General features: G+C 46.6%; 13 protein-coding genes and 3 riboswitches. Of the genes, 1 reads left to right on the forward strand and 12 read right to left on the reverse strand.

Features of this window, described 5'->3' with window-relative positions:
• The 7 genes from purS to DYE48_RS11055 all read right to left on the reverse strand — a co-directional run bounded on the left by purS (position 1) and on the right by DYE48_RS11055 (position 5,016).
• The gene (gene purS / locus DYE48_RS11025; protein ID WP_089651512.1) at positions 1–246 is read right to left on the reverse strand and encodes a phosphoribosylformylglycinamidine synthase subunit PurS; all 246 of its coding nucleotides are present in this window, start codon (positions 244–246) and stop codon (positions 1–3) included.
• Complete coding sequence (gene purC, locus DYE48_RS11030; RefSeq protein ID WP_115823678.1) at positions 234–956, reverse strand: phosphoribosylaminoimidazolesuccinocarboxamide synthase; 723 nt, start codon at positions 954–956, stop codon at positions 234–236. The genes purS and purC overlap by 13 nt, the downstream gene beginning before the upstream one ends.
• A gap of 115 nt (positions 957–1,071) precedes the next feature.
• Positions 1,072–2,364, reverse strand: coding sequence for an adenylosuccinate lyase (gene purB / locus DYE48_RS11035; protein ID WP_115823679.1), 1,293 nt, complete (start codon positions 2,362–2,364; stop codon positions 1,072–1,074).
• 10 nt (positions 2,365–2,374) lie between these two features.
• A complete protein-coding gene (gene purK / locus DYE48_RS11040) occupies positions 2,375–3,502 on the reverse strand; it encodes a 5-(carboxyamino)imidazole ribonucleotide synthase (protein ID WP_115823680.1) in 1,128 nt (375 codons plus the stop codon).
• Entirely contained in the window at positions 3,492–3,983 is a 492-nt protein-coding gene (gene purE / locus DYE48_RS11045) for a 5-(carboxyamino)imidazole ribonucleotide mutase (RefSeq protein ID WP_115823681.1), read from the reverse strand. Before purE ends, purK begins: the two co-directional genes overlap by 11 nt.
• 106 nt (positions 3,984–4,089) lie before the next feature.
• Positions 4,090–4,190, reverse strand: a riboswitch (purine riboswitch).
• 81 nt (positions 4,191–4,271) lie between these two features.
• Entirely contained in the window at positions 4,272–4,478 is a 207-nt protein-coding gene (locus DYE48_RS11050) for an NETI motif-containing protein (RefSeq protein ID WP_089651517.1), read from the reverse strand.
• The gene (locus tag DYE48_RS11055) at positions 4,441–5,016 is read right to left on the reverse strand and encodes a DUF2179 domain-containing protein (protein ID WP_115823682.1); all 576 of its coding nucleotides are present in this window, start codon (positions 5,014–5,016) and stop codon (positions 4,441–4,443) included. The genes DYE48_RS11050 and DYE48_RS11055 overlap by 38 nt, the downstream gene beginning before the upstream one ends.
• A gap of 143 nt (positions 5,017–5,159) precedes the next feature.
• On the opposite strand from DYE48_RS11055, the gene DYE48_RS11060 reads away from it, so the two are divergent.
• Positions 5,160–5,585, forward strand: coding sequence for an Hsp20/alpha crystallin family protein (locus tag DYE48_RS11060; protein ID WP_089651519.1), 426 nt, complete (start codon positions 5,160–5,162; stop codon positions 5,583–5,585).
• A gap of 295 nt (positions 5,586–5,880) precedes the next feature.
• Here the strand turns inward: DYE48_RS11060 and DYE48_RS11065 are convergent, their stop codons facing one another.
• The 5 genes from DYE48_RS11065 to DYE48_RS11090 all read right to left on the reverse strand — a co-directional run bounded on the left by DYE48_RS11065 (position 5,881) and on the right by DYE48_RS11090 (position 13,891).
• The gene (locus DYE48_RS11065) at positions 5,881–7,215 is read right to left on the reverse strand and encodes an NCS2 family permease (protein ID WP_089651520.1); all 1,335 of its coding nucleotides are present in this window, start codon (positions 7,213–7,215) and stop codon (positions 5,881–5,883) included.
• Positions 7,216–7,504: 289 nt separating this feature from the next.
• Positions 7,505–7,607, reverse strand: a riboswitch (purine riboswitch).
• A 79-nt stretch (positions 7,608–7,686) separates the two neighbouring features.
• A complete protein-coding gene (gene guaA, locus DYE48_RS11075; RefSeq protein WP_115823684.1) occupies positions 7,687–9,225 on the reverse strand; it encodes a glutamine-hydrolyzing GMP synthase in 1,539 nt (512 codons plus the stop codon).
• Between the two features lie 107 nt (positions 9,226–9,332).
• A riboswitch (purine riboswitch) is annotated at positions 9,333–9,434 on the reverse strand.
• 34 nt (positions 9,435–9,468) lie between these two features.
• Positions 9,469–11,664, reverse strand: a complete 2,196-nt coding sequence (locus DYE48_RS11080) for a transglutaminase TgpA family protein (protein ID WP_115823685.1) — start codon at positions 11,662–11,664, stop codon at positions 9,469–9,471.
• A complete protein-coding gene (locus DYE48_RS11085; RefSeq protein ID WP_115823686.1) occupies positions 11,664–12,929 on the reverse strand; it encodes a DUF58 domain-containing protein in 1,266 nt (421 codons plus the stop codon). The genes DYE48_RS11080 and DYE48_RS11085 overlap by 1 nt, the downstream gene beginning before the upstream one ends.
• Positions 12,926–13,891 (reverse strand): AAA family ATPase, encoded by a 966-nt coding sequence (locus DYE48_RS11090; RefSeq protein WP_115823687.1) that lies wholly within the window; start codon positions 13,889–13,891, stop codon positions 12,926–12,928. Before DYE48_RS11090 ends, DYE48_RS11085 begins: the two co-directional genes overlap by 4 nt.
• Positions 13,892–14,304 lie beyond the last annotated feature (413 nt).

Genomic DNA, 14,304 nt, shown 5'->3' on the forward strand with positions numbered 1-14,304 from the left:
TTAACCCGCCTCCTCAATCGTGTAGCTGTAATTTTCGATGACAGGGTTGGCAAGAAGCTGGTCGCACATGCGATCGATCTCCGCTTCAAGATTGTCACTGTCTTCAACCATCACTTCCATGTATTTTCCGACGCGTACATCCTGGACGTTGTTATATTCTAAAGATTGCAGGGAGTTGTGGACAGCTTTTCCTTGTGGATCAAGGACCCCTTCTTTCAACGTGATGTGAATCTTTACTTTGCGCATACGCTCTCCTCCAGTCGATGTAGTATTTTGGTGTACGTATCGATCAAGTCACCGGTACTTTCCCGGAAGACGTCTTTATCCATTTTCTCGCCTGTTTCTTTGTCCCAAAGCCTGCACGTATCCGGGGAAATTTCATCAGAAAGGACGATCGTGCCGTCTTTGAGGCGGCCGAATTCCAATTTGAAATCGACAAGCGTCAGCCCTGCCGAACGGAAAAGCTTTTGAAGTTCAATGTTGATGTCTAAGGCTTGCTGTTTAATAAACGTGAGTTCTTGTTCCGTGATGTCCGTGAGATGATACGCGTGGACATCGTTGATGAGCGGGTCATTCAATTCGTCTTTCTTGTAAAACAATTCAATGATCGGTGGAGTAAAGCTCGTTTTTTCCTCGATGCCGAGCCGGCGCGTAATGCTGCCAGCAGCCTGGTTGCGGACAACGACTTCAAGAGGAATGATGTCCGTTCGTCTGACCAGCTGTTCGGTATCGTTCAGAGCTTTAATAAAGTGGGTCGTAATGTTGTGCTGGTGTAAGTATTGGAATACTTTCGAGGTAATCAAGTTGTTGAGGCGTCCTTTGCCTGCGAACTCGTCTTTTTTCTTGCCGTTAAATGCTGTAGCGTCATCTTTATAAGATAAAACGAGCTGATCCGACTCATCCGTCGTATGATACACCCGTTTCGCTTTCCCTTCGTACAATAAAGAACCCTTCATACAGAAACACCTCGCTAAGGAATTGGGATTTTTTGTATGACCTGGTACACCAGATCCTGGTGTACCAGGTCATACAGTATTTTCCATTATCTGTCCATCATCTTTCGGTACAGCTTTACAGTCCGATGCGGTCGAAGATGCGGTCGACTTGTTTCAGGTGATGCTTGTAGTCGAAGCAGGCATCCAGCTGTTCTTTTGACAGGGTGGATGTGATCTTGTCGTCTGCTTCAATCAGTTCACGGAACGGGATGCCGCGCTCCCATGCTTCCATGGCTTTCGGCTGGACGAGGTCGTAAGCTTCTTCGCGGACCAAGCCTTCATCGATGAGCGTCAGCAATACACGCTGGGAGAAGATGAGTCCGTATGTTTTCTCCATATTTTCCTGCATCCGTTCAGGGAAGACAGTCAAGTTCTTCACGATGTTACCGAAACGGTTCAACATGTAATTCAAAGCGATCGTTGCATCAGGCAGGATGATTCGCTCTGCGGAAGAGTGAGAGATGTCACGTTCATGCCATAGCGGTACATTTTCAAATGCCGTCAGCATGTTGCCGCGCAGAACGCGTGCCATTCCGGTCATGTTTTCAGAACCGATTGGGTTTCGTTTATGCGGCATCGCAGAGGATCCTTTTTGACCTTTCGCAAAAAATTCTTCCACTTCACGTGTTTCCGTTTTTTGCAGGCCGCGGATTTCTACAGCAATTTTCTCAATCGAAGACGCAACCAAAGCAAGTGTGGATACATAATGAGCATGACGATCACGCTGCAGGGTTTGTGTCGAAACAGGTGCTGGCTTCAGGCCAAGCTTTTCACACACATACTCTTCAACAAATGGATCGATGTTCGCATACGTTCCGACCGCTCCAGAAAGCTTTCCGAACTGGATGTGGTCCATTGCAAGATCCAAACGCTCGAGATTACGCTTCATTTCTTCATAATAAAGAGCAAGCTTCAGTCCGAACGTCGTCGGCTCGGCATGCACACCGTGTGTACGGCCCATCATGACCGTGTGTTTATGTTCCTTCGCCTTTTCACCAAGGATCTCAATGAAGTTGACGAGGTCTTTGCGAATGATTTCATTCGCCTGCTTCAATTGATAGGACAGCGCTGTGTCCACGACGTCTGTGGAAGTCAGTCCGTAGTGCACCCACTTCCGCTCTTCTCCGACCGTTTCTGAAACGGCGCGGGTAAAGGCCACAACATCGTGACGAGTTTCTGCTTCAATTTCGTGAATGCGGTCGATGGAAAAGGATGCATTCTCGCGTAATTTTTTCACGTCATCTTTTGGGATGACCCCAAGTTCACTCCACGCTTCACAAGCTAAAAGTTCAACCTCAAGCCAAGCCTGGTATCTATTTTCTTCTGTCCAAATCGCACCCATTTCCGGGCGTGTATAACGTTCAATCATTGTCTTCCTCCTACCATAAATGGATCTGATTTTCTGTGATGACTTTGTCGATTTCTTTTAAATTGTCCCCCACAAAGGTTATGTGCCCCATTTTACGGGTCTGACGGGCTTCCTCTTTTCCATAGTCGTGAAGATGAAAGCCATGATAATATTCCAGACGATCCAGCAAAATGCTTCGATGCTTCCCAAGCACGTTCACCATCACCGCTGCCCCGAACGAATGGACCGGTAACAGCGGGAGACCGCAAATCGCACGGACGTGCTGTTCGAATTGTGACACGCTGCACGCTTCGATCGTATAATGCCCTGAGTTATGAGGCCGTGGCGCCATTTCATTGATGAAAATGTCCTTTCCTTTGACGAACATTTCAACAGCGAATGTACCGACCACTCCGATTCGTTCAGCTAATACTTCAACAGCTTCACGGGCGCGCTCTTCCACTTTCCCAGGAATGGTTGCCGGAACTCTTGATTCATGCAAAATGTGGTTCTTATGGATATTTTCCGCAATCGGGAACGGGATGATACGTCCATCCATTCCTCTAGAAAACACTTGAGAAATTTCAAGATCGAATTCAAGCCACTGCTCCACAATGTAGGTGCCGCCTTCTTTCATGAAATACCGGACATCTTCGAGATGAGTTTCGTCTTCGATTTTCTGCTGTCCCTTGCCATCATAGCCGCCGCTGACCGTCTTGATGACAGCAGGATAGCCTGTGACTTCCATCGCTTCTTCCACCTCTTCAAAAGTGGTCACGATACGATACTCAGGGACGGACAGTCCAGCATCGACGGCGATCTCCTTCTCTTTGGCCCTGTTTTGGGTCACTTCAAGCGCAAATGCTCCTTGCGGCAGCTTCCCTTTTTCTTCAAAAAGCCGTGCCACATCGAGGTCAACGTTTTCAAATTCGTAGGTGATCACATCACTGACCTCACTCAATCGTTCCGCTGCTTGCAAGTCATCATATTCAGCGATGATGTGTTCCTCAGCGATTGAGGCACAAGGGCAATTTTCTGCAGGATCAAGCACAGCGATTCGATAGCCCATATGTCTTGCTGCGACAGCCATCATACGACCGAGCTGGCCGCCTCCTAAAATCCCGATCGTCCTTCCTGGTCGAATCACTTCAGGTTTCACGAAGATCCCTCCTCATTCCGTCGACTTTATCTACCATCTGCCGGCGATAGTCTGATAGTTTTGAAGCTACTTCCTGATCGAAAGCTCCAATCATTTCCGCTGCCAGAAGACCCGCATTTTTCGCGCCTGCCTTCCCGATCGCAACGGTAGCGACAGGAACGCCCCCTGGCATCTGCACGATGGATAAAAGAGAATCCAACCCTTGCAATGCTTTCGATTCCACCGGCACGCCGATGACCGGTAGTGTCGTTTTAGATGCGACCATCCCAGGTAAGTGAGCCGCGCCCCCTGCCCCTGCAATAATCACTTTCAACCCTTTTTCCCGGGCCGTTTCCGCGTATGTGAACATATCTTCAGGTGTACGGTGTGCTGAGATGATTTCTTTTTCATAATCGATTGAAAGCTCATCCAAAACGCTGCACGCTTCTTTCATCGTCTCCCAATCTGAAATGCTGCCCATGATCACGCCTACACTTGCCATCGAATCCCTCTTTTCTTTCGTAGCATGAAAAATGCCTGCTCGACGCCCCTCAAAAGATGAGAGGAGTCGAACAGGCACACGTGTGTCCGGTCTGAGAAAGCTTTTTCACAGCTTAAACTCCCCTCATAGTCCGGAAATTTACGGTTCCCAGGTAGAGACGTACGGGCCATATCCCCGTCATATATGAGGTCGTCTATGCAATTCTGCCTTCATCATATCAATTTCTGTTCCAACATGTCAACGCAAATATCGAACATTAATAAAAACGTAACAATTGATCGTTCGGTTTTATTCCTTTACCGCATGAAATACGATCGTTTTTCCTACAGGTTCCATCACTTTTTCCCCATTACGGGTTTCTTCACGGAAGACAGGCTCTTCCGCGCGACGTATCGGCGTGTATCCTTCTTTCTTCATCCGATCGAGACATTGACCGATCGATTCCTTTTCACCGACTTCAAAGCGCTTCTTGCTGTTCTTGTTCTTTTTGGGCATCACGGATCTTTCCTCTCTTAACGGATTTCGCCCAGAATCCACCATGAATCTGCTTCGGTTCATACGCCACGATAAAAGCTTTCGGGTCGATATAACGGATCGTTTCATACAAAGCGAGTTCATACTTCCGTGGTGTCAGGATCTGCATCGCCAAGCGGTCGCCTTCCATGCCATACGCGTACCAGCTCGTAACACCATATCCTTTTTCACGAAGTCTGCGGGTGAATTCGATGTCTGGGTCTGAAGATATCACATTAACTGTAATATACCCGAGAGCGAGCTTCTCTTCAATCTTCATCCCGACGATGACGCCGAGACCATACCCGACGGCATAGGCAATGACGTTTTCAATTTGATCCAGGCGGTCGAGGACGAGCCCCAGTCCGTAAATGTACGTCACGATTTCGAACATGCTGATGAACGCAGCAAAATAGCGCTGTCCCTTCAGCGTGAAAATCATACGGAGGGTGAAAAACGAAACATAAACAATGTTGACAGCTAAAATAATCCCAACGAGCAATAATGGGTTTTCAAACATAGTTGAGAGCCTCCTACGCTAGGGTTTGCACAAACCGTCACATTCACCTAGACGATGTACTTTGCATACACTATAAACCATGAGAAGAGACGTGCACAACAAGTTTTTAACGCAATCTATGACATTTTTTGGAGGACGATGACATGAATCAATTTAAAGATTGGAAAACCAACCTCGACCGCTTCTTCGGGCAGGACTTCTGGGGAGACTTCGACGGCATGATGAAACCCGCCGTTCCAGCAATCAACATGTATCAATACGACAATGAACTGCTTTGCTTCGTCAACATTCCTGGAATGAATCACCCGAAAAATGTCGACGTTCTTGTTGACCATTCGACATTGACGTTAAGTGGAAAAATTGAAATCAATAACCGTGGGGGCCACCAGATCAAATCAGAGATCGCCGATGGAGCGTTTGAAAGAAGCATCGATCTTCCCTTCCCCGTTCGGCATGACAAAGTGGAAGCGACGTATAAGCATGGACTGCTCGTGATCCAGCTCCACCGCTATATTTCAGATTCAACGAAACAGCGTCCGATCACGATCCGCCATTTGGAAGATGAATAAAACCGGCAGCCGCTTGGGCGACTTGCCGGTTTCTTTTTTTGCTGATTGAGCTGGGTAGCTCTAGCTTCTACTGACATATTAGCAGCTTTGAAGCTTTTATTAGCAGGTTCATCGAATATATTAGCAACTTTCAGCATATATTAGCAGGTCATCCTACTATATTAGCCACTCCCCCCATATCAACGGCTTCAGCTATTTTAACGGTAGCTTTGCACCATTTATCAGTCGGTTTTAGCAGTTTATCAGTGACTTCCGCATATTTATCGGTGAGATTCGCTGTTTTATCAGTATCTCCCTATGCCAGGAAGATAAAGTACAACACAAAGATAACAAACAGGAAGTACATAATCGGATGGATCTCTTTCCCGCGCCCCTTCAAAAGCATCGTAATCGGATAGAAAATAAATCCGATGGCAATCCCTGTTGCAATGCTGTAGGTCATCGGCATCGCCGCAATCGTAAAGAAGGCAGGAACCGCGATTTCAAACTGATCCCAATCGATATTTTTCAAAGTGGAAGCCATAAGCACACCGACAATGATCAACGCAGGCGCCGTCACTTCTGCAGTCACAACAGATAGTAATGGTGAGAAGAAGAGCGCTAGAATGAAGAATCCAGCGGTAACGACAGATGTGAACCCTGTGCGTCCACCAGCTCCGACACCAGCTGTAGACTCAATATAAGATGTCGTTGTGGACGTACCGACAGCGGCACCGACTACTGTTGCTGCTGAATCCGCAAATAACGCACGGTTGGCACGCGGCAATTTATTATCTTTCATAAAACCAGCTTGTGTCGCTACTGCTACAAGCGTTCCAGCTGTATCAAAAAAGTCGACGAATAAGAACGTTAAAATGACGACAAGCATTTCAATCGTGAAAATTTCACCGAAATGGGTAAAGGCAGCACCGAAAGTCGGCGCAACGCTAGGAGCTGTGCTTACAATATCTCCAAAGCCGGCCGGCGGAGCAATCAAACCTGTCACCATACCTGCGATGGATGTCAGGACCATTCCGTAAAAAATACCGCCTTTCAATCCCATCGCCATCAGCATGACACTGACGATGATTCCGAAAATGGAAAGCAGCGTCGGCCCTGCCGTCAAGTCGCCAAGCTGTACTAATGTCGCATCACTGTTCTGCACGATCCCGGAATTCTGGAAACCGATGAATGCGATGAACAAACCAATCCCGGCACCGACCGCGAGCTTCAAGTTCGCAGGAATCGCATCGATGATCATCGTCCGCAGGCCTGTAACGGTTAATACAATAAAAATAAGTCCAGAAGCCAAAACACCTGCGAGTGCTGTTTCCCACGGAATCCCGAAACCTAAAACAACGGTGTACGCGAAGAACGCATTCAAACCCATTCCCGGAGCGAGGGCAATTGGATATTTCGCGAACAATCCCATAATGAGTGTACCGACAGCCGCTGCAATCGCCGTCGCTGTAAACACTGCTCCTTTATCAATCCTTGTCACACCCTCAGGAAGCTGCTCTATTCCATCAAGTGCAAGTGTGGACGGGTTAACGAACAAAATGTATGCCATCGCGAGGAAGGTCGTTAAACCTGCCATAAACTCTCTGCGATACGTCGTCCCAAACTTTTCAAACTTAAAAAACTTACTCATATACGTTTCCTCCCCTTTTCCCTCTATTCATCTCACGCCGTATCTCTATTCGCACCCGGTACACAACAATAAATTTTCCATACCTGGCACTACGTTCACCTAGATCGGTACCGGGTACGCTTTCTCTTTTTTTCGTACCTGGTACCGGCCTGAGGCCATCTGGTACCAGGTACACATCAAGCATGCGGATGTACCTGGTACCAAAAAAAGACACTCTTGGAAGCTCCAAGAGTGTCTACATCTATACGAAGGAAACGGACGAAAGGTGAGACTATTATACAGGTCTCCCTCATCGTCTATTCACCAACGTAGTCAGACCGATTTACGGTAGTCTGGTAGAAACTCATGGGCCTTATCCCCAAAATTATACGACGGTGTTGCTTTATTCATTTGTCTCTATCTTACAAGGTTCGACATCATTCGTCAACCCCAAATCCGAACATTAAAACATAAATATAAACTAACGTTCGATTATTCCCACTCAATCGTTGCAGGTGGCTTACTCGTCACATCATAAACGACCCGGTTAATGTGATCGACTTCGTTGACGATTCGCGTAGAGATCTTCTCTAGGACGTCCCATGGAATACGGGCCCAATCCGATGTCATTCCATCAATGGATGTCACCGCACGGATACCGATCGTGTAATCATACGTACGCTCATCGCCCATGACCCCAACGGAACGGATGTCCGGAAGCACGGTGAAGTATTGCCAAATGTCACGGTCAAGACCTGCTTTTTTAATTTCATCACGAAGGACATGGTCTGACTCGCGAACGATTTCAAGCTTCTCTTCTGTCACTTCTCCAAGCACACGAATCGCAAGTCCGGGTCCTGGGAACGGCTGGCGCCAAACGATATGTTCAGGCACACCAAGCTCTGTTCCAAGCGCACGCACTTCATCCTTGAACAGCGTGTTCAACGGCTCGATCAATTCGAACTGCATGTCCTCAGGAAGGCCGCCGACATTGTGGTGAGACTTGATCGTCTGTGCGGTCTCTGTACCACTTTCGATAATATCCGTGTAAAGCGTTCCTTGTGCTAGAAAGTCGATTTCTTTCAATTTCTCTGCTTCGTCATCAAAAACATAGATGAATTCATTGCCGATGATCTTCCGCTTCTTCTCAGGATCCGAAACACCTGCAAGCTTGCTCATGAAGCGGTCTTTGGCATCAATTTTAAGGATGTTCATGTTAAAGCCGTCTCCGAGAGTGCGCATAACATCATCCGCTTCATTTTTACGAAGCAGACCGTGGTCGACAAAAATACATGTGAGCTGATCACCGATGGCACGGTGAATCAAAGCAGCGACGACAGAGGAATCTACGCCACCACTCAAGGCGCACAACACTTTACGGTCGCCGACTTTTTCACGGATCTTCTCCACTTCCATTTCCACAACATGTTCCATCGTCCAATCATCGGTCGCCTCACATACGTCAAAAACGAAACTGCGGAGGATGTCGTTTCCGTATTCTGAATGGCGGACTTCCGGGTGGAACTGGACGCCATACATGCGTGCTTCATCGTTGCTGATGGCGGCTACTGGACAGGACGGGCTTGTCGCATCCACTTGGAACCCTTCAGGAGCTTCAATGACTTTGTCGCTGTGACTCATCCAAACCGTTTGTTCTCTCGGTGTTTTAGCAAAAATCACCGGCTCTTTCGCCACGTTGATATCCGCTTTTCCATATTCACGCTCTTTAGCACGTTCGACTTTTCCACCAAAATGATGGGTCATCAATTGCATGCCATAGCAGATCCCAAGGACTGGAATGCCAAGTTCGAAAATCTGCTCGTCACAACGGAAGCTTTCCTCCCCGTAGACGCTGTTCGGGCCACCGGATAGGATGATTCCACTAGGGTTCATGTCTTTAATCTCTTCGATGCTCATTTTGTGAGAGTGAAGCTCACTATACACACCGAATTCACGGATTCTGCGTGTAATCAATTGGTTATACTGGCTCCCGAAGTCCAGCACGAGAATCATGCCTTGTACTTGTTCCATCTGTTCCACTCCTTGATCTAAAGACTTTTATTTTCATAAAAAATGGATGGATTCCCTGCCTCAAATCTACGACGACGAAGGCAGAAATCCATCCATGTACATACATGTCACGTGATTCCCACCTTCATAGTCAGGGCGTTTACGGTGCCCCGGTAGAGACTCTCGGGCCATATTCCCGAGGATATACGAAGGAAGAATGCATCTGATAATTTTCATTCATTCTATCAACCGCATGAAAAGGAATCAAGACAATGTCTTTTTGATTAAATTTTCCCATAATTCAGTGACTTTAGGCCAATGTGTACTTTGAGCTTCATTTCGGTAGATGACACGTTCATAATGGTTGGTCAACCGCCGCATGTCATTCGACTGATAATGCTGATCGACCAATACCGCAAACTCACGCAAGGTTTGTTCCGGCTTACGCTTGAATCCTTTATGATCAAGCACCTTCAAAAGGTAATGATAGGCTTTTTCGTACGTTTCTTCATCTTTGTTTTTCCTATACTTACGAATGAGCAGCGCCGTCATCCAACGATACCTTGTGAAGTAAAGAATGATCACTACTACAAGGATTACGCTCAATAGCACCCATAACCATGTGTAACTTTGATCGGAAGAGCCTGCTGCGCCTGCAGCATCAGAACTTTCTTCCTCTTCCATTTGCTGTGGGTTCCCCATTTGATCTTCCGGTGTCTCACTATCCGGGGCTGCTGATGGATCTTCCCCTTCTTCTGTTTCCACATCGGTATAGAAGTCCGTATTGTTCGTAAATCCTTTGGTCGGCTCAAAAGGCACCCAGCCGATTTCAGGGAAATAAACCTCTACCCAGGAGTGGGCGTTTCCGCTTGTGACTTGATAAACATTTTGCAAATCATCACTAAGTCCGGTTTCACGCGTGTCTATGCGCTCTCCTCCGGTAAATCCTTTCACCCAGCGGGCAGGAATCCCTTCAGAACGGAGCATGACGACCATGGATGTAGAGAAGTTATCACAATAACCAAGCTGGGACTCAAATAAGAACTGATCGACGTAGTCTTCATTTTCATCTGGCACGGGAACGTCGGTCGTCGAGTATTCAAAGCCATTGGAAGAAAAATAAGACTCGATCGCTTTGGCACGATCATATCGATTGTCTTCTGCCTCGACGATTTGAGCTGCCAAGTTCCTCACCCGGTTCGGCAATCCATCTGGAAGCTGAAGGTATTGATCGCGAATTTCTTGAGGATCGTCATCTCCTGCTTCACGTAATTGATTGTATTCAAAGGAAGGATACTCATAATTGGCGATGAATTCATTCACCTTCGCCGGAGAATCTCCTTTTACGGTATCCATCTCTCCCGTGTTCTCATGGACCAAAAGCTCGTAATCATTCGGGAACCTTACAAGGGAAGATAAGCCATAGGGATAGACCAACTTTTGGAAAGAAGCCTGCCGTGACATTTCAATCATGACCGTCTGTTCTTCCACTTCTACATTGTCCGTAAACAATTCATAGCTGATGTTTTGCGGGTCCATGCTGGTCACTGGCTCTTCAAGTGTATCTTCCCACCCTTTTCCTGTGTACGTATCTTTCGACTCGATCCGCCAATAACGCTCTCCATCCGCCGTCGCACGGAACATAGGAGTGTCATCTTGTATGAAAGAACCGCCAAGCCGGCTGTCGTCTTCTCCATACCCGACTTTTTGAACGGTGCCACTGCCACTTCCACCAGGTCCAGCCCCGCCTGCCGCGCTTTCGATATAAGGGACAGGATCCGGCCATTGCGGATCAAGCTTCGGTGAGGCGTAAGCAGCCGCAGAGGAAAACAAAATGATCGCAAGGAGTGGAAGAGCCCATACTTGCGCTTTTTGCAATCCTTTAAAAGAAATCGACTCTTGTTCCATCACTTTTGCAAAACTTGATAACCCGAGCGCAACCATGCCCAGGATGAACGTTCTTACAATCGCCCATTTACCATCAAAAATCGTAAACGTATCGACGACTGTGACGTAAATGAGTGTCAATACGACGAAAAAGAACATTCGGCGGGCTACGACGAACCAATAATAAAGTAAATAGCTCATCAGCCATAGAAGAATCAAAAACAATAAACTTCGGAAGAGCGGTGTCATCTGCCACCACTCCTGGGACTGGATCATCTGGATGTTGAATAACACCTGTTCATATAAAACAGAAAACCAGTCACGCGAAAAGATGCGTTCCGCGATATAAAGTCCATCAATGATGAATGCAAGCCCCAGCCCTTTCAAGGGAATGGACAGATACCACGGCACTTGCAAAAAGGATATAAAAAAGCAGAACGTGGCGTAGATGAAGAACACACGCACATCATTCGTATCGGAAATCTGCTCCATCGGCCGCATCCATTCACAGAACAACAGAAAGCCAGTAATATAGAGAATCAGTTTATAGATGAACGATTGTCTCTCTTCCATTATGTGTTCACCTCAAATTGTTGTTTCGTCAACTGTTCCTCATTCAGTACGTTGACAACGACGCCCTGACTTTTCATCTGCTTCACAGCTTGATGGTCCTGGAACGACATTTGTCCATGAGGACGTACATAGAAAAAGACAACACGCTTACTCCTTTTTGCCAGTTTACTAATCGCAACCTGGACCTCCTTGTCCAAATGATGACTGACGATCATGAGCATCACACCACTTGGAATCAATGATTTTTCCCGCTCCAACTGTTGTGCAAAAGGAATACGCCCGACAGGACGGATTCTCGCCAAATGCCCTTGCATTTGTTGCTGGTGAGCGTGGTCCTGATGAAAAGGAAAGTATTTACGTTCGTCACCGAGGGACATGAAAGATAGCGGGGAAGATGTTTTATGGAACTCCTTCATCAAGGAAGCTGTGAATTCCACCGCCCCTTCAAAACTCAATTCGCTCATCTCCGGATGATAGACGCCATTCAGGATCAGCATCATGTCGACACTTTTTTCCTGTTCAAATTCTTTCGTCATCATCTCATTCTTCTTCGCCGTCGTTTTCCAGTCCACCCAGGCAAAGCGGTCACCTGGCATGTATTCACGAACACCTGTTACCATGTTCGTGTTCTTTTCATTCAGCTTGAAAGAAGGACTTGCCCCCTGCTCAAAACTGTACACCCGGTCTTTCATTTTCACAGGGCGGGTATATGGAAAAACAAGCAATTTGCTTTCTTGATGATAAACGTGCTCCTTTTTTACAAAACCGAAGAAATCTCCTGTCTTAATTCTGAGTGCCTTCAGCTTATGGTCTCCCCGGGGGACTTTCTCAAGCTGGTAACGGTAAGTGATCGTCTTACTGAACCAAGGAAAAACAACCTTTTTCACTTTACGTGGTTCATAGAATTGATCCGCTTTATCCATGGTCTTGTATTTATCCAAATGCTCGTCCACTTTCTTCAGCGATTCCGGTAAGTGTTCTTCGATAATACAATAATAGATGGGAAAAGGAACTTTCCGTTTCAACCTCACTTCGACATCAATGGTTTCACTTCCCATCGCCATCCGTTTAGAAAGATTCCGTTCGATTTTCCAATTATGGACCGGATAAATGAGGACAGCCGCCATATAAAGGAGAAACGGCAGAAATGCATAAAAAAGGAACCAGCTGACAAAACCACCCTGAAACATGGCGTAGGAAAAGAGGATGACGAAAAGGATCGCTACGACAAGGCTTCTAGCGATGATTCCAAGTTTCCGTCTCATTCACTGATGTTCCTCTTCACTGGAATGGACGTGGAGGATAGCAGGCTGTCAATAATCGCATCAGCCGTCTGCCCTTCAAACCGTGCTTCTGATGTAAGAATCATACGGTGAGAAAGGACATATGGAGCCATGAATTGAACGTCATCAGGTACGACATAATCGCGGTCGTGAATAAACGCGTAAGCCTTAGCCGCTTTCATCAATGCAATCGATCCACGCGGGCTGACCCCAAGGTAAACGCCGTCATGAGTCCTTGTCCCTGTCACAAGATCGATGATATAACGGTTAACCGTACGATCGACATAGACCTCCAACACTTCTTTTTGCAAATCAACAAGCTCGTCCCTTGTCAGCACAGCGGAAATCCCTTCGATCGGGTGGCCGTTCGATGTCCTTGAAAGCATCTCCATTTCCTGTTTCTCTGAAGGGTACCCCATCTTCATTTTAATAAGGAAACGGTCGAGCTGGGCTTCCGGCAGTGGATAAGTCCCTTCATACTCAATCGGGTTTTGCGTCGCCATGACGAAAAACGGATCACTGAGTGGAACCGTATTTCCATCCACTGTAATACTCGTCTCTTCCATCCCTTCCAAAAGAGCAGACTGGGTCTTCGGTGATGTCCGGTTGATCTCATCCGCTAAGACGATATTGCCGAGAATCGGACCAGGCCTGAATTCGAATTCCATACTTTTCGGATTATATATTGATACACCCGTCACATCAGAAGGAAGCAAATCTGGCGTGAATTGGATGCGTTTAAAGTCACAATCCAGGGATTTAGCCAGCGTTTTCACAAGCATCGTCTTCCCGACACCCGGAACATCCTCTAAAAGGACGTGCCCTTTCGCAAGTAAGGCGACAAGGCTCAACATCGCTGCTTCTTCCTTCCCGATCATGACCTTCCTCATATTTTTAAGTACTTCCGATATTTTCGGCTGATACAAAAATGTCTGCTGAGTCATTTGGTGTACCCCTTTCTCCCTAAAATACTATTTTTTCAGAAAAATCAAGCTCATTTTAACTATACTATAACGCACAGGCATGAACAAAGGTTGTGAACCATTGGATATTAAAGGAAATGGCGTCATTACAGTCTTTTTACTTTATAAAAAAATTTGTCGATAGAAGAAGAAAAAGATTATCAATGGTCCCCCTGTTTTTTCAAGAAAATGGTTAACTTTCATGACTATTTATGGTATCTTGAATTTGAGCCATCTTAATTAAAGATAAAAGAATTCAAAGAGACGAAAGTTTGTATAGGTATAGGTGGCGGGTGCCTCAGCGTTGAGCTGGGGCTTTTCATATGTTTGAGTTTGTGAATATATGAGCAGAAAGTCTGGCACCGTCGAAACCGGTTGTGGTGCCTGGCACTACT

The organism is Halobacillus trueperi (assembly GCF_003386945.1).
GTDB lineage: Bacteria > Bacillota > Bacilli > Bacillales > Halobacillaceae > Halobacillus > Halobacillus aidingensis.